Origin of the sequence: Aerococcus sp. UMB1112A (assembly GCF_030230715.1) — a bacterium.
In the GTDB taxonomy this organism is placed as follows: Bacteria; Bacillota; Bacilli; order Lactobacillales; family Aerococcaceae; genus Aerococcus.
This window is the reverse complement of sequence record NZ_JASPDS010000016.1, coordinates 1-15839: the sequence shown is the minus strand read 5'-3', so window position 1 is coordinate 15839 and position 15839 is coordinate 1. Positions and strand designations below refer to the sequence as shown.

Below are 15839 nucleotides of genomic sequence, written 5' to 3'. Positions count from 1 at the left end.
ACTATGTCTGATTGTTTACCAACAATCAGACATAGTTTGCTCCAGTGATTCAGGGCTAAACAACTTTTGTCACACTCTATTTTGATCGGCTCTTACGGCTGAGAGGGCCAGGCCCACCATGATGGCCGAGGTGAGGATGGAGGACCCGCCGTATGAGATGAAGGGGAAGGTAATCCCCGTGATCGGCAGGAGCCCCGTCACCCCGCCCAGGTTGATCACAGCCTGGATCAGGAAATAAGAGGCCAGCCCAATTAAGAGCATTTGGATATAGACGCTTCGGGCTTTCTGGGCCCGGTAGTAGAGGTAGAGGGTGAGGTAGAAGTAGAGGCCCAGGATAAAGATTAGGCCAACTAGCCCCAACTCCTCGCCCACGATGGCCATGATGAAGTCGTTGTGGGCTTCAGGCAGGTAGCCCAACTTCTGGACCGAATTCCCCAGGCCTCGGCCGAAGAGACCGCCCCCCTTGAGGGCATAGTAGGAATTGACCAATTGGTGGCCGATTCCCTGGGCCTCGGGGAAGGGATTCACGAAGCTGAGCAGGCGTTGGACTTGGTAGTTATCCGAGGTCCAGCCCAAGTGGTTGGCCAGGCGAGCGCCTAAAACCAAGACGGCATAGCCTGCGACCGCCAGACCGCTCAGCACTTTGACGACCTTAGACGATATCCCCGATCCCAGCACCATGAGACTGGCAATAACAAGCAGCAGGCCGAAGCCCCCGATATCAGGCAGGAGGACGGCAATGCCCAGCCAGAGCAGGATGGCGCCAGGTACTAAGGGATGGCGGCCGAGGACTCGGAAGAAGCCCTTCCAACCCGGGTTCTGGCCGAAGTCTTTTTGGTAGCGGCTGAAATAGTCCGCTAAGAGTAGGATCAAGACCGGCTTGGCGAATTCAATCGGTTGGATGGAGATCACATAGAGGTCGATCCAACCCTTGGCCCCGTTGATCTCTTCTCCAAAGAAGAGGACGAAGACCAAGGCCAGGCTGATAACCGCAATGGCCAGCTTCTTGAAAGCTTGGCTGCGAAAAACCGTCACCCGGAGCCGGTAGATCAGCATGGCGACGACGAAACCGACGCCCATGAAGACCAGCTGGCGGACCACATAGTAGGAGACATCATTGCCCTCCGAGATGGCCCGGTAGGATGAAGCCGTAAAGACCATGATCAAGCCGATAATCGAGAGCACCATATAGGGCAGGAAGATCGATAGATTCATCTCCCGGTAGGCCCTCCTCAGCGCCGAAGCGAGCTTTTGCGTCTTAGACTTAGGAGTCTTTTCTGTTGGCACGGTGGTCCCCCTCTACATGGTAGAACTGCCCCTCTTCGAAGATCTCCGTATAAACCTGGTTCAGGGTATTCTCCAATTCTTGAATAATTTGATGGCCCTTATCTTTCGAAAGTGCACCAATCGCAATCGCATAGGCGACTTGCTTGGAGAAGCCATACATCTGAGTATCCACAATCTCCTCAAAGGCCGGACACTGGGCAAAACATAAGTGTTCCTTTTGACTGAGGATTAAGTGAGAGATGCGTTGGGCTTCATGAAGCAAGATCTCTTCCGCTTGCTTCCGATCGATATCCATTCGCTATCCCCTCCTTCTTTATATTAAGCATATACACATGAAATTATACCATAACTTGATGAGAAGCTTGTTAGTTTTCGGGATTTTATTCGCTTGAGAATAAATGTGACTATCTATTAAGCCAGGATTTGGCTGCTGTGAGCGAGATAAGGACATATCCGGATCGTTTTGGCGCTTGCGAAAGGAGATACCGACATATCTCAAACGTTTTGGCGCTTGCGAAACGACTTACCGACATATCTCGAGGGTTTTGGCGCTTGCGAAACGAGATACCGACATATCTCGGACGTTTTGGCGCTTACGGAACGACTTACCGACATATCTCGGACGTTTTGGCGCTTACGGAACGACTTACCGACATATCTCAAACGTTTTGGCGCTTACGAAAGGAGATACCGACAAAAGATCCAGTGATTGTCCGTTATGGGCACCAGGATTGCCGTATCTTGGAGAAATTGCATCTTCTCGCACGACAATTCAGTTTCTCGGCGACTTACTGCATCTTCCTTCGAGACAATGCAGTTTCTAATCCCAGAATTCAGTCCCCCTCTAGTCCCAGAAGCCCTAGCCGTCTTGATCCTTCTAAAATTCAAAGATCGAATTCAACAGCGCAGCGCATGCTCACCAGCACAATTCCCAAATAAAAAGCAGGAAGTAGAGCTCATCCCTCCACTTCCTACCGGTTCTTGCTTAATTTTCTGCTTTTTTCTTACGTTTGTTGTAGCGGGCGCGTTCGCTCTTGTTAAGGATGCGTTTGCGGACGCGGACAGTTTCTGGGGTCACTTCACAGAGTTCGTCGTCATCCATGAATTCCAGCGATTGTTCCAAGTTCAGGACGCGCGGTTCCTTGATGGTCGCGGTTTGGTCCTTGGTGGCTGAACGCACGTTGGTCAGGTTCTTGGCCCGGACGATGTTGACGTCGATGTCTTCTTCCCGGGCATTTTCCCCGACAACCATGCCTTCGTAAACTTCAGTCCCTGGGTGGACGAAAATGGTCCCGCGGTCTTCCACGTTCATGATACCGTAAGTGGTAGCTTTGCCGGTTTCCGTAGAGACCAGAGAGCCATTGCGGCGGCCGCCGATTTCGGCATTAATCAGGGGTTGGTAGGAATCGAAGCTATGGTTCATGATCCCGTAACCGTGCGTCATGGTCACGAATTGGGTGCCATAGCCGATCATCCCCCGGGCAGGCACCAAGTAGTTCAAGCGCACCGTCCCGCGACCTTCGTTGACCATGTCCAACATTTGCCCCTTACGTTGGTTCAAGGAATCAATCACGCTCCCTTGGTATTCTTCAGGGGTGTCGATTTGTACCGATTCAAAAGGCTCTTGCTTGATGCCGTCGATCTCCCGGATAATGACTTCCGGACGTGACACTTGGAGTTCGAAACCTTCCCGGCGCATGTTTTCAATCAAGATGGACAGGTGGAGTTCCCCCCGGCCAGAAACGATCCATTGGTCAGGCTCAGGCGTATCTTCCACGCGCAGAGACACGTCGGTATGGAGCTCATACTTCAAGCGTTCTTCGATCTGACGGGCGGTCACAAATTTCCCTTCCCGACCCGCAAAAGGCGAGTTGTTGGTCATGAAGGTCATTTGTAGAGTAGGCTCATCGATCCGTAGTGGCGGGAAGGCTTCCTGTACCTCAGTATCCGTCACGGTTTCACCCACATAGATGTCTTCCATCCCGGATACCGCAATCAGGTCGCCAGCTTCGGCATGGTCGATTTCTACCCGGTCTAAACCAAGGAAGCCTAACAATTTCGTGACCCGGAAGTTCTTCTTGGTCCCGTCCAACTTGTTCAAGGTCACTTGGTCGCCCACACTGATGGAGCCGCGGAAGATCCGGCCAATCCCGATACGGCCTACATAGTCGTTATAGTCCAGCATGCAGACTTGGAATTGCAGGGGTTCATCCTTGTTATCTTCAGGGGCTGGCACGTTTTCGATGATGGCGTCAAAGATTGGTGCCATCGTCTTTTCTTGCTTAGCAGGGTCTGCCGAATAGCTAGACGTTCCGTTCATAGCTGAAGCGTAAACCACTGGGAATTCGATTTGGTCTTCGTCCGCACCAAGTTCGATAAAGAGGTCAAGAACTTCATCCACCACTTCCATTGGCCGAGCAGCTGGCTTGTCGATCTTGTTTACCACCACAATCGGGGTCTTGCCTGCTTCGAAGGCTTTTTGGAGGACAAAACGAGTCTGTGGCATGGTTCCTTCATAGGCATCCACAACCAGAACAACCCCGTCAACCATGGTCATGATCCGTTCCACTTCACCCCCGAAGTCCGCGTGCCCTGGGGTGTCCATGATATTCACTCGGGTACCCTTGTAGTTAACCGCTGTGTTCTTAGAGAGGATGGTAATCCCACGTTCCCGTTCCAGGTCATTGGAATCCATGGCCCGTTCATCTAAGTGGGCCCGCTCATCTAAGGTATCTGAATTTTCAAGTAGCTGGTTAACCAAGGTCGTTTTCCCGTGGTCAACGTGGGCTATAATGGCGACATTCCGAATATCTTCGCGTTTTGTCATTGATGTCTTAACTCCTTTTTCTTTTGCTTCTATTATTTAACTGGTCAAAAAATGTTTTATACTTTAATATTAGTGATTTAGGAAACTTTCTATGTAATCTACTCTTGAGCAGTAGTGGAGCGTTGAAATTGGTCGTTAGCCATGAAAAAGCAAGCGATGTGAATTAGGGATAGTAGGCGTTAGCCGTACTAGCCCTTTGAAGCTCGCTAGGTGAGGGACCCTGGCCCGAACCGGTGCCATGGCTTTTTAACGACCAAATTCAGAAGCGTAACGAATGCTCACTTGCACAATCATAATCACAAGTTCATAAAGCTCCAAAAAATCTGCTTTTTCATTTTATCACTATTACTAGGCCTTGCCTAGGAATTATTGGGGATTTTTACATTTTATCCCAGGCGGCTTCAACAGCTAGGTACTTGACAAATTGTTGGTAGGCGCTGGGGTAACCGATCACACCTGAGCCCTTGTGGAGAAGGTCTAACTTGCTGCCATCGAACTGACTAAAGCTAAGCCCTGCCTCGCGGGCAATAACAGCACCAGCGGCCACATCCCAGGGGGCTAGCTTAGGTGAGAAGTAGAGTAAAAGGTCCCCGCGCAGAACATAGAGAACCTGCAGGCCGGCCGAGCCGTAGATCCTAAAACCTAGCGCCTGGTCGATGAAGTCCTGGATGCGGTGGGTATTGTGGAGGGCGTAGCTGCCGTTGCCTGCAATCAGACCCTCGCGCAGGGGCTTGTCGTCAAAAGGCTTCTCGAAAGGCTGGCCATTCCAAGTCACCCCCTGCCCCTGCCAGGCAGACACATAGTCATCCGCCATCACATCATAGATCACGCCAAACTGGCCTTCCCCATCCACATAACGCCCCAGCATAATGGCGAAGTGGCGGCCTTGACCATAGAAATTCGCGGTCCCGTCGATAGGGTCAATAATCCACACGGTCCCCTCCAGGCTATCCGACTGCTGGCCCTCCCCCTCTTCGCCAATAATTCGATCATCCGGGAAATGGGACTGGATCTGCTCGCGCAAGTAGCGCTCCGTCTCCTGGTCCAGGTTAGTCACAATATCCTGGTGGCTGGACTTCTCATTTACTGTCAGCGGCTGGTCCATTGCCTGGCGGATATGGTCAGCCGCCGCCATCACCCAACTGTGAACTAATTCTTCAATTGCTTGTCTATCCATTCAACTTCCTCCTTAAGGCATGGTCACGCGGCCGGCCTCTGTTGCCCTAGCCTTCTGCATGGTCCGATACACACTATAAGACGACACCTTCTCGAAGGCATTGCCCAGCTGCTTCTCCTCCATCTTCGACGGCACCACTTCCTTGAAAGCCCGGTAAGCCGCCAGCAAGTTTGTGCGGTCAACGCCTCCCTCATAGGCCAATTCCACCGCATGGAAAAATTCCACCACTACCGTCATCTCCTCAGTCGACCAAGACATATCCAGTGGGTAAGCATAAGCCATCCTAATCGCCTCCTTCAGCGTTCACTTTGCTTCTATTATAGCAGAAAATAGACCCTGGTGGCAGCAAGCGGCTTAGTCTGGGAGGAGAAGAAGGTTTGGAACTTGGCTGGGGATAAAAATATAGTAGGCGCTAGCCGTACTAGCCCAAACCTGCTCCAAAAGTCAACCCTGACTCCACTTCACAAAATCTAGGCGAGCCTTTAGCAAGGCTCTTCTAGATTTTGCTCCAGTGGTTCAGGCTTAACCGACTTTTGTCGCACTCTAATTCTTTGAAGCTTGCTAGGTGAGAGACCTTGGCCCGAACCGGTGCTATGCTTTAGCCGTTGGAGCGCTAGCGACTTACGGATAAAGTACAAGACGGCTTTAGCCGTGTTGATCATCTGAACATTCAACGATCAAATTCAAGACGAAACGCATGCTGACAGTACAACCATAAGCCCCATTAAAAAAGAGCCCGAGATCAGGCTCTTTTTTGTGTATAGAATCAATTTTTTGTCTGCTTAATCGGATTAAGCGTGGATAGCTTGGCCTAAAAGACCTTCTGCACAGTCCTTGATCGCTTCATTCAAGGTTGGGTGACCGTGAACCGTCAAGGCAATATCTTCAGCTGTCATGCCAGATTCAATGGCTAAGCCAATTTCAGCAGCTGCATCCGATGCGTTAGGTCCAACCACTTGGCCACCAACGATAATGTTGTTGTCCTTAGTAGCGACTAAGCGAACGAAACCATCTGCGTTAGCCATAGATACGGCACGTCCGTTCCCACCGAATGGGAATTTGAAGGAGTGGACTTCCAAGCCTTTTTCTTTAGCGTCAGCTTCGGTTAAGCCGTAGCTAGCTAATTCAGGGTCAGTGTAAGCAATTGAAGGCATTGACTTGTAGTCAACAATTGCATTTTCCCCTGCGATAGCTTCTGCAGCTACGATCCCTTCGTAAGAAGCTTTGTGGGCAAGGGCTAGGCCTGGCACGATGTCACCAATAGCGTAAATGTTCTTCACGCTTGTGCGGCCTTGTTCATCAACCTTGACTAAGCCGCGGTCGTCCATTTCAACGCCTGCAGCTTGTAAGCCGATTTCAGCCGTATTTGGGCGACGACCAACAGATACGAGAACTTTAGAAACGGTAATTTCTTTTTCTTTACCTTTTTCTTCGTATTTAACGGTAACAGAGTCGCCGTTGTCTGTTGCTTCTTTAGCCATGCCATTAGTAATAACGGTCATGCCTTTTTTCTTCATGTCTTTTTGAACCACTTTCACCATGTCTTTTTCAAAACCTGGTAAGAGTTGTGGAGACCCTTCAAGGATGGTGACTTCAGAACCGAGGTTAGCGTAGGCAGAACCTAATTCAGAACCTACCACACCGCCACCGATCACTAAGAGTTTTTCTGGAACTTCTTCGAAGGCTAAAGCGCCTGTTGAGTCAACGATGTTACCGCCAAACTTGAAGCCTGGGATTTCGATTGGTGTTGACCCAGTAGCAACGATCAAGTTGTTGTAAGTGTACAATTGATGTTCGTCGCCTTCACCGGTAACGGTTAATTCTTTATCGTTGTTGATATAAGCTTCGCCCCATACAACGTCGATCTTGTTCTTCTTGAAGAGGAAGCCAATCCCGTCAGTCATTTTCTTAACGACTTGGTTGTCTTTCCAATCTTGAGTCTTAGTAAAGTCTAAGTTTGTTCCTTCAGTTGTCACACCGAAAACTTCTGCGCCTTCTAAGGCAGAATGGTAAGCATGACCTGCTTGGATCAAGGCTTTAGAAGGAATACAGCCGACGTTCAAGCAAACCCCACCGAGGAATTCGCGTTCAATTACTGTAACCTTTTGGCCTTTTTGGGCAGCACGGATTGCTGCCACATAGCCACCAGGGCCTGAACCGATAACGACTGTATCTAATTCAATTGCCATTGCTCCTACTACCATATTTTATCAACCTATCCTTCCATTAATAGCAATTCTGGTTCTGACAATAAGCGAGCGACTTCGTTCAAGCAGCGTTGACCGACAGCCCCATCGACAATACGGTGGTCGAAGGTTAATGACAGTTTCAGAACGCAGCCAACTACTAATTCGCCTTCATCGTTGACAACAGGTTCTTGCTTGATGGCACCGAAACCTAAGATGGCAACTTCTGGGAAGTTAAGGATTGGAGTGAAGAATTCACCACCAGCTGAACCGATGTTAGAAATTGTAATGGTACCGTCGCCCATTTCTTCGTTGGTTAATTCGCCAGCATGAGCTTTGGCAGCTTTTTCGTTGATTTCGTTAGCAATTTCAAACATTGATTTTTGGTTAGCATTCTTAACGTTTGGAACGAATAGGCCATTGTCAGTGTCTGTTGCGATCCCTACGTTATAGTATTTCTTAAGGATATATTCGCGGTTTTCTTCGTCGATTGATGCGTTAAGCATTGGGTATTTCTTAACAGCAGCAACTAAGGCTTTAACCACATATGGTAAGAAGGTTAACTTCACATCACGTTCTGCAGCGATGCCCTTGAATTTCTTACGGTGATCCCAAAGTTTAGACACTTCAACGTCCATGAAGAGGGATACTTGAGGTGCGGTAAACTTAGAAGTGGTCATGGATTCAGAGATAATCCGACGCATTGGTGAGATCTTCACGCGTTCAACTAAGTCTTCGTTAGAAACAGTTGGAGCTGGAGCTGGTGATTTCTTAGCTGCTTTTTCTTCTTGAGCTGGAGCGGCTTCTTGGCCAGCTTCTTGGCTGCTTGAAGCTTGAGCGTTTGGATCGAAGTTGTCAATATCATCACGGGTAATTTGACCGTTCTTGCCGCTGCCGTTCACTAAGCTGATGTCAACGCCTTTTTCGCGTGCATATTTACGAACAGAAGGCATGGCTTGGATCACGCGGTTTGGATCAGCTGTAGCTGGTGCTGAAGCTGCGCCACCTGTTGCGTCATCATTACCTTCGTCAGCCTTAGCTTCTTGAGCAGGTTGTGAAGGTGTTGAAGTATCTTCTGCGCCATCATCTTCGCCATTGTGTTCTGGTGAGTCGATTTCAGCTAAAACATCGCCTACATTTGCGATAGTCCCAGCTTCCACTAAGATCTTCTTAACCGTACCAGCAACTGGTGAAGCCACTTCTTCGACAGACTTGTCGTTTTGGATTTCAACGAGGGAATCTTCTTCAGTGATTTCGTCACCTTCAGAAACTAACCAAGAAACGATTTCGCCTTCTGCCATACCTTCACCAACGTCTGGTAAGCGGAATTTGTAGTAAGAGCCGCCACCATTGCTTGCTGGTGCTGGATCTTCAGCTTTTTCTTCTTGGGCTGGAGACTCAGGTGTTGAAGCAGGTGCTGCTTCAGCTTCGTTGTCTTCTAAGCCTTCGCCTTCGAATGCGATCAATGGTTCACCAACCATTGCCAAGTCGCCTTCTTCATAGTAAAGCTTGGTTACTTTCCCTGTTACAGGAGAGGTAATTTCTTCAACGGATTTATCGTTTTGGATCTCAACGAGTGTATCTTCTTCTTGGACTTCGTCGCCGACTTTGACGTCCCATGCAACGATTTCGCCTTCTGCCATACCTTCGCCGACATCGGGCATATTAAAAATGTAAGCCATAGTTTGAGTTCTTCCCTTCTATCTCTCAATACCTGTCTAAACTATCCTGAAATGATAAAGCTCAGAGCGGTTAAGTTGCCCTAACCGCTACCAAGCGTCCTTAATCAATTAGAATTCAGTTGCTTTCTTCACTGCTTCTTGGATATCTTCAGCATTTGGTAACCAAACGTTTTCAGCTAAACCAAATGGGAAGACAGTATCTGCAGCAGATACGAATTGGATAGGTGCTTCTAAGCTCAAGATATTGCGTTGTGAAATTTCAGCAATCACTTGGTTACCCACGCCTGCTTGACGTTGAGCTTCTTGAACCATTACCACACGGCCTGTCTTGTCAACAGAAGCCCCGATGGTTTCCATATCTAGAGGTTGAACGGTACGTAAGTCGATAACTTCAGCTGAGATGCCGTCTTTTTCAAGGGCTTCAGCAGCCTTCAATGCTTCACGCACCATGTAGCCGTAAGCAATGACAGTCACATCATTACCTTCGCGGGCAACATTGGCCTTGTTCAATTCAATTTCATATTGTTCTTCTGGAACTTCTTCACGGAATGACCGGTAAAGTTTCATGTGTTCTAAGAAGACAACTGGGTCATTGTCGCGGATAGAAGCGGTCAAGAGACCTTTTGCTTCGTATGGGCTTGATGGGATAACCACTTTAAGACCTGGAGATTGGGCCATTAAGCCTTCAAGGGAGTCCGCGTGCATTTCAGGTGTGTGAACGCCCCCGCCGAATGGTGAACGAACGGTAATAGGCATATGGCGGGTGCTACCCATACGGTAACGGGTACGTGCCATTTGACCAGAGATGGAGTCCATAACTTCGAATACGAAACCGAAGAATTGGATTTCCATAACAGGACGGAAGCCTTGAAGAGCTAAACCAATGGCTAAACCACCAATACCTGATTCGGATAGAGGTGTATCGCTGACACGGTCTTCACCATACTTGTCGTATAAGCCTGTGGTGGCACGGAATACACCGCCGTTTTTACCCACATCTTCACCAAAGATTAAGACTTTTTCATCGCGTGCCATTTCTTGGTCTAACGCTTCTGTAACGGCTTCAACCATTGTTTTGTTGCGGTTGTTCTTTTTAGCCATGCTTATTCACTCTCCTTTGCTTCATATTGTTCGATTTGTTCTTTAATGTTTTGACCAGGGTTTTCGAACATGTTCTTCAAGAAATCAGAAACTTTTTGTTGTGGGGCAGCTTCTGCCTTTTGAATCGCTTCTTTGATTTCTTCTTTCACTTGGTCAACATATTCAGTTTCCATGTCTTCATTCCATAGACCCTTGTCTTCCATGAACTTACGCATACGTAAGAGAGGTTCACGGCCGGTCCATAGTTCGATATCTTCATCAGTCCGGTAAAGTTTAGGGTTGTCACCTGATGTTGAGTGAGCACCTAAACGGTTGGTGATGGTTTCAATCAAGACAGGACCATTACCAGCAGCGGCATATTCACGTGCTTGTTTAGCTACAGCGTAAACAGCTAGGGCGTCGTTACCGTCAACTTGTACCCCTGGGATACCTGCTGCCACAGCTTTTTGAGCTAAGGTCTTAGCAGCGGATTGTTTTTCGCGTGGGGTTGAGATTGCGAAACCGTTGTTTTGGATGAAGAATACGATTGGTGCTTTGTAGCGGCTTGCATAGTTCCAGCCTTCATAAGAGTCACCTTGGGATGAACCACCGTCACCAGTGTAGACATAAGTCACATTGTCGGAACCATTTAATTTTTGGCCAACAGCATTACCCATAGCTTGGATTAATTGAGCACCGATAATGATTTGTGGTGGCATCGCATGTAGGTCTTCAGGGTAGTCGTTCCCTTCAACGTGTCCACGTGACCAGAGGAAGCCCTTGTAGATAGGCAAGCCTTTAGCGATTAATTGAGGAACGTCACGATAGCCTGGGAATAACCAGTCACCTTCTTCGAAAGCATAAGAGCTCGCCATTTGGGAAGCTTCTTGCCCATAGGTAGGTGCGTAGAAACCTAAACGTCCTTGCTTAGCGAGAGCCATAGAACGTTCGTGAAGCGTCCGAGAGAACACCATCCGTTTCATTAATTCAACTAATTCATCGTCTGATAAATCAGGCATAATCTCTTCATTAACGACTTTCCCTTCTTCGTCTAAGATACGAACCATTGGGAAAAGCTCGTCAATTGCTTCCAACTGCGCAGCATAATCTACTGGTTGTTTAGCCATTTATAATCATTCCTCTCTTATAATTGAAATTCTTTCAGTAATAAATCAAGTGCATTCAATTCTGTATCAATTAAATGCAGCCCTCTGTTATAAAGTATCATTTTAGCGTATAAAAAGCAAGTCTTATAGCTTGTCCAAGCAAAAGTTCTTTTATAGTACAGAAAAATTAATGAAAAGGCTGTCTTTTCTATACTTTGAGCCTTTTTTCACAAAGTTTGTTCTTATGACAAGCCTATGATCTCAGGCCTTTAAATGCGATTTTTGTTCTTATTCGTAAATTAAATCATTTAACTGTACCAATCATTTTGGATCATCTGTTATAGTCTCATCTAGGACAAGGAGCAAAGTAGCCTGTTTTAAGCGTTTACACGGCCTAATCCTTTGAAAGCTTTTTCGCGAGCTGTTTTTTTCGCCTTAAATATTAAGCAAAAGCGCTAAACATTTCCCGGCTTTAACGGTATAATGAGGGGAAGACATTTACTAGACTAGAAAGGATGTTATATCAATATGATTACAATGGATGATATTATCCGGGACGGCCACCCCACCCTGCGCAAAACCGCTGAGAAAGTGACCTTCCCTCTGACTGACGAGGACCGCGCCTTCGCCCAAGACTTAATGGACTACCTGCACAACAGCCAAGATGAAGAAATCGCTGAAAAGTACGGCCTCCGTGCAGGCGTAGGCCTGGCTGCTCCCCAAGTCAATGTCTCCAAGCAAATGACCGCCGTCCTGATCCCTGACCTGGAAGACCCAGACGGCAAGATTATAATGGAAGAAGTCGTCTGCAACCCGCGCATCCTCAGCCACTCCCTAGAAAAAGTGGCCCTACCGAGCGGCGAAGGCTGCCTGTCCGTCGACCAAGACGTCCCTGGCTATGTGCCTCGCTATGCGCGCATCACCCTCCGCTACCAAGACTTGGAAGGCAATGAGCACAAAAAACGCTTCAAAGGCTACCCCGCCATCGTCCTCCAACACGAAATCGACCACCTCAACGGCATCCTCTACTACGACCACATCAACCAAGACAACCCCTTCTCCCTCGACGAGAACTCATTTGTATTGGGAGAAGAATTTTAAGGATGAAGGATCAACAAGCTAGCCAGACCCTGGCTAGCTTGTTTTCTTTATGGTGAGGGTGTGGGAGCTTGCCTAGTAGAGGTTCAACTTGTTAATGGAAGCCGCATTCGCAAGTTGCCGACAGCCTACTTGCTAATGGAGGCCTGATTTACAAGTTATCGGCTTCCTAGTTGCTAACAGAGTCCTCACTCGCAAGTACCGGCAACTCACTCGCTAACAGAGGCAGCTAGTTTTTTTCAAACTTGCTTGATCGCTTTTTGGTATATAGGTGTAAGATATTTCGGATTAAAAATATTTTACAATTGTAAGCCTTTATTTTATGGTGGAAATGTAGGATGTAAGAATGAAATTATCCTATGTAAACTAAGGAGGAATGTTTGATGTCTTATAATCGTTTTGTTGATAAAGTGGTTATCGTTACCGGGGCAGCCTCTGGTATTGGTGAAGATGCTGCCAAGTCTTTCGCTGCCGAATCTGCTAAAGTCGTTGTGGCTGATATTAATGAAAAAGAAGGCCAGCGCGTTGTTGACGAGATCCAGGCAGCTGGGGGCGAGGCTATTTTTATCCAAGCTGACTCTGGCCAAGAGACTGACAACCGCGAATTAATTCAAAAGACTGTTGACCACTTCGGCAAGCTAGATGTCATGGTAGCCAATGCGGGAATTAATATTGAAGCGAAGATTGCCGACCTCTCAGTCGAAGATTACAAAAAAGTGCGGGCCATTAACCTCGATGGGGCCTTCTACGCGAATAAATTTGCTGTCGAACAATTTCTAAGCCAAGGTGGCGGGGGTGCTATCGTTAATATTGGCTCCATTCACTCCCACGTGGCACGTCAAGGCTTAACGGCCTACGCCACCACTAAGGGCGGTATCCAAATGTTGACCAAGCAGGTGGGAACCGATTACTTGGAAGAAGGGATCCGCTGCAACATGGTCTGCCCTGGTTATATCAATACACCTCTGACAGAAACCGTTGCTCCCGAAATTCGTGAAAAATTAGCGAGCTTGCATCCGATTAACCGCATGGGAGAAGTCGATGAAGTTTCTGCTGCTATCCTCTTCCTCGCTTCTGACGATGCGTCCTTTATCTCAGGGACCGACATCAAGGTCGATGGCGGTTATACGGCCGTTTAATGAAATAACAAAATATAGACTGTTTAAGAATCACTTCACTTCGATACAAGAAAAGGCTGGAACTGCAAAAGCTCCAGCCTTTTTATTGATTTAACCTAGCGACCGATTATGTGGCCAAGCGAGGACAAGGGATAAGATGAGAATGACCAAGTAAATGAGGTTCAGCGGCCAGGTCTTGTCTTGGCCAAAGATCGCTAAGAGTCGGTCTTCAATGCCAAAACTCGCAAAATACAGGGCGGCCAATATGACGGTGAGGATGGTCTGGCGGTAGAGAGGACGCGGCTTAGCCCCTCTCCGATTGATGAAGTGCCAGGCGGTCAGGGCCAGACTCAGTAAGGTCCAAACCCCCACAAAGAGCCCTGACCCGAGAGCCAAGCTGAAGGCCAGTCCAACAACCATATCCATGAAGCCCTCTTCTCCTATGATAGAAGCGACAGCTGGTAGGCCAGCGAAGGTCAGGCTAAGAAGTCCAAAGTAAATTAGCGGTAAGAAATTGCATACTTTCAAAGCTTTGAGTGTCTTCATACAAAAGAACCTCCTTGTGCTGAGTGCTTATTTTCTTTCCTTTATGGCTTGGGCCAAGATCTGGGCGGCGATGCCGTACTTGGACTGCTTGGCCACTGCCAGGACGTCCGTCGGGGTCACGATCTGGACCGCATTGTCCTCGCTCGCAAAACCAATGCCAGCCTGGCTGACATCGTTGGCGACAATCATATGGGCGCCCTTCTTCTCAAGTTTTTGCCGGGCATAGTCCACGACATGCTGGGTCTCCGCCGCAAAGCCAATGACATAGGCCTTGTCTTTAGGCAGGCTGGCCAGGATATCTGGGTTTTCTGCCAATTCTAAGCGTAGGCCCTGGTCTTGGTCTTGCTTTTTAATCTTTTGGTCAGCGGCTTGGGCGGCCCGGTAGTCGCTCACAGCCGCTGCCATCACGAGGATGTCCGCGCTCTGGATCTCCTCATGCATAGCCGTGTAGAGCTCTTGGGCGGTCGTGACCTGGCGGCATTCGATCCCCGGCAGGACTGGCAGCGTTTGAGCCGAGGGAGTCTGGACCAGGGTCACCTGAGCGCCAGCCAGGAGGGCCACATGGGCGAGGGCTGTTCCCATCTTCCCCGACGAGCGATTGGATAGGTAGCGGACCGGGTCAATCGGTTCCTCCGTTCCCCCGGCGCTGATGACTAGACGTTGGCCAGTCAGGTCCAGGGGCTGGTCGAGATTTTGGCAGGCAAAGAAGGCCTCAATTCCGGCATAAATTTCTTCAATCTCCGGCATCCGCCCCTTGCCCTCATAGCCCTCAGCCAGGAAGCCAAAGCCAGGTTCCAGGACGTAATGCCCATCTGCTCTCAGGCGGGCCACATTTCTTTGGACCGCCGGATTGGCCCACATCTTATGATTCATAGCTGGCACGAAGACGATCGATCCTTGGTTGGCCAATAGACTGCTCAGTGCCTCGTTGTCCGCCAACCCCTGAGCCATTTTCCCCAGGCTGTTGGCAGTCGCCGGCACCACCACGCTCAAGTCCGCCCAGTCCGCCAAGGCAATATGGGCCACCGGATCAGGATAGGCCGCCCCTTCTCTTAAGACTGGATACTTGGTCAGAACTTCCAAGGTCTCCGCCGTCACGAAGCGTTCTGCAGCCGGCGTCAGGGCCACCCGCACCGAAGCCCCCGCCTTGATCAAGCGCCGCACCAAGCCCGGCACCTTATAAGCCGCAATCCCCCCGGTCACAACCACTGCAATCTGTTTACCTGTTAACACACAACCCCTCCATCTTCATTGGATAATTTGCTTAAAGTATAGCACAGATCCCTTCCAGCCCCAATAAAAAACGGCGCTGCCCTGCTTGATCTTAGTCTTCATGTTAGGTGCATATTTTTTGACAAAAAGGACGCTGCTGGCTAGAAACCGGCACTATCTCCTTTGTTAATACCGTTTAGAAACGCGATTCGCCATCATTTCACTTGCTAATGCCGTTTGGAGATGTTTAGCCCTCTGGATTGGCTAACTGAAAGATGGGATACTGCATCTTCTCTTGCGATGTGGCAGTTTCTGACTGAGATACTGCATCTTCTCTTGCGATGTGGCAGTTTCTGGCTAAGATACTGTATCTTCTCTTGCGATGTGGCAGTTTCTGGCCGAGATACTGCATCTTCTCTTGCGATGTGGCAGTTTCTGGCCAGGATACTGCATCTTCTCTTGCGATGTGGCAGTTTCTGGCTAAGATACTGTATCTTCTCTTGCGATGTGGCAGTTTCTG

Annotated in this window: 14 protein-coding genes; 2 read left to right on the top strand and 12 right to left on the bottom strand. The window is 48.8% G+C overall.

Features of this window, described 5'->3' with window-relative positions:
* Positions 1-69: 69 nt before the first annotated feature.
* From QP860_RS08460 to pdhA, 9 genes are all read right to left on the bottom strand, one after another.
* Entirely contained in the window at positions 70-1287 is a 1218-nt protein-coding gene (locus QP860_RS08460; protein WP_141744605.1) for an FtsW/RodA/SpoVE family cell cycle protein, read from the bottom strand.
* Complete coding sequence (locus tag QP860_RS08455; protein WP_070619251.1) at positions 1265-1582, bottom strand: DUF1507 family protein; 318 nt, start codon at positions 1580-1582, stop codon at positions 1265-1267. The genes QP860_RS08460 and QP860_RS08455 overlap by 23 nt, the downstream gene beginning before the upstream one ends.
* 690 nt (positions 1583-2272) lie before the next feature.
* Positions 2273-4114 carry a translational GTPase TypA gene (gene typA / locus QP860_RS08450; protein ID WP_067972449.1) on the bottom strand — a complete coding sequence of 614 codons (1842 nt, stop codon included), beginning with the start codon at positions 4112-4114 and terminating at the stop codon, positions 2273-2275.
* A gap of 379 nt (positions 4115-4493) precedes the next feature.
* Entirely contained in the window at positions 4494-5291 is a 798-nt protein-coding gene (locus QP860_RS08445) for an inositol monophosphatase family protein (protein WP_070619248.1), read from the bottom strand.
* Positions 5292-5303: 12 nt separating this feature from the next.
* Entirely contained in the window at positions 5304-5573 is a 270-nt protein-coding gene (locus QP860_RS08440; RefSeq protein WP_070619246.1) for a UPF0223 family protein, read from the bottom strand.
* 509 nt (positions 5574-6082) lie between these two features.
* Positions 6083-7495, bottom strand: a complete 1413-nt coding sequence (gene lpdA, locus QP860_RS08435; RefSeq protein ID WP_070619243.1) for a dihydrolipoyl dehydrogenase — start codon at positions 7493-7495, stop codon at positions 6083-6085.
* An 11-nt stretch (positions 7496-7506) separates the two neighbouring features.
* On the bottom strand, positions 7507-9159 hold the full coding sequence (locus QP860_RS08430) for a dihydrolipoyllysine-residue acetyltransferase (protein WP_284912555.1): 1653 nt from the start codon (positions 9157-9159) through the stop codon (positions 7507-7509).
* A 108-nt stretch (positions 9160-9267) separates the two neighbouring features.
* Positions 9268-10260 (bottom strand): alpha-ketoacid dehydrogenase subunit beta, encoded by a 993-nt coding sequence (locus QP860_RS08425; RefSeq protein ID WP_070619237.1) that lies wholly within the window; start codon positions 10258-10260, stop codon positions 9268-9270.
* A gap of 2 nt (positions 10261-10262) precedes the next feature.
* A complete protein-coding gene (pdhA, locus tag QP860_RS08420) occupies positions 10263-11366 on the bottom strand; it encodes a pyruvate dehydrogenase (acetyl-transferring) E1 component subunit alpha (RefSeq protein ID WP_070619234.1) in 1104 nt (367 codons plus the stop codon).
* A 507-nt stretch (positions 11367-11873) separates the two neighbouring features.
* Between pdhA and def the strand changes: the two genes are divergently transcribed.
* Together def and QP860_RS08410 are read left to right on the top strand one after the other, a co-directional pair.
* On the top strand, positions 11874-12446 hold the full coding sequence (def, locus tag QP860_RS08415; protein WP_070619231.1) for a peptide deformylase: 573 nt from the start codon (positions 11874-11876) through the stop codon (positions 12444-12446).
* A gap of 380 nt (positions 12447-12826) precedes the next feature.
* Entirely contained in the window at positions 12827-13582 is a 756-nt protein-coding gene (locus QP860_RS08410) for an SDR family NAD(P)-dependent oxidoreductase (RefSeq protein ID WP_070619228.1), read from the top strand.
* Positions 13583-13672: 90 nt separating this feature from the next.
* Here QP860_RS08410 and QP860_RS08405 read toward each other — a convergent pair whose 3' ends face one another.
* The 3 genes from QP860_RS08405 to QP860_RS08395 all read right to left on the bottom strand — a co-directional run.
* Complete coding sequence (locus tag QP860_RS08405) at positions 13673-14107, bottom strand: hypothetical protein (RefSeq protein ID WP_284912554.1); 435 nt, start codon at positions 14105-14107, stop codon at positions 13673-13675.
* 27 nt (positions 14108-14134) lie between these two features.
* A complete protein-coding gene (gene coaBC / locus QP860_RS08400) occupies positions 14135-15340 on the bottom strand; it encodes a bifunctional phosphopantothenoylcysteine decarboxylase/phosphopantothenate--cysteine ligase CoaBC (protein ID WP_070619221.1) in 1206 nt (401 codons plus the stop codon).
* A 226-nt stretch (positions 15341-15566) separates the two neighbouring features.
* Positions 15567-15839 (bottom strand): hypothetical protein (locus QP860_RS08395; protein WP_284912553.1); only part of this gene is annotated, 273 nt, incomplete at its 5' end.

Excerpts from the sequence above, each read along its gene's own strand:
- QP860_RS08455 (WP_070619251.1), bottom strand. The coding sequence starts at position 1,582 with ATGGATATCGATCGGAAGCAAGCGGAAGAGATCTTGCTTCATGAAGCC.
- QP860_RS08405 (WP_284912554.1), bottom strand. The coding sequence starts at position 14,107 with ATGAAGACACTCAAAGCTTTGAAAGTATGCAATTTCTTACCGCTAATT.
- QP860_RS08410 (WP_070619228.1), top strand. The coding sequence starts at position 12,827 with ATGTCTTATAATCGTTTTGTTGATAAAGTGGTTATCGTTACCGGGGCA.
- QP860_RS08440 (WP_070619246.1), bottom strand. The coding sequence starts at position 5,573 with ATGGCTTATGCTTACCCACTGGATATGTCTTGGTCGACTGAGGAGATG.
- def (WP_070619231.1), top strand. The coding sequence starts at position 11,874 with ATGATTACAATGGATGATATTATCCGGGACGGCCACCCCACCCTGCGC.
- lpdA (WP_070619243.1), bottom strand. The coding sequence starts at position 7,495 with ATGGTAGTAGGAGCAATGGCAATTGAATTAGATACAGTCGTTATCGGT.
- QP860_RS08445 (WP_070619248.1), bottom strand. The coding sequence starts at position 5,291 with ATGGATAGACAAGCAATTGAAGAATTAGTTCACAGTTGGGTGATGGCG.
- QP860_RS08430 (WP_284912555.1), bottom strand. The coding sequence starts at position 9,159 with ATGGCTTACATTTTTAATATGCCCGATGTCGGCGAAGGTATGGCAGAA.
- QP860_RS08425 (WP_070619237.1), bottom strand. The coding sequence starts at position 10,260 with ATGGCTAAAAAGAACAACCGCAACAAAACAATGGTTGAAGCCGTTACA.
- typA (WP_067972449.1), bottom strand. The coding sequence starts at position 4,114 with ATGACAAAACGCGAAGATATTCGGAATGTCGCCATTATAGCCCACGTT.
- pdhA (WP_070619234.1), bottom strand. The coding sequence starts at position 11,366 with ATGGCTAAACAACCAGTAGATTATGCTGCGCAGTTGGAAGCAATTGAC.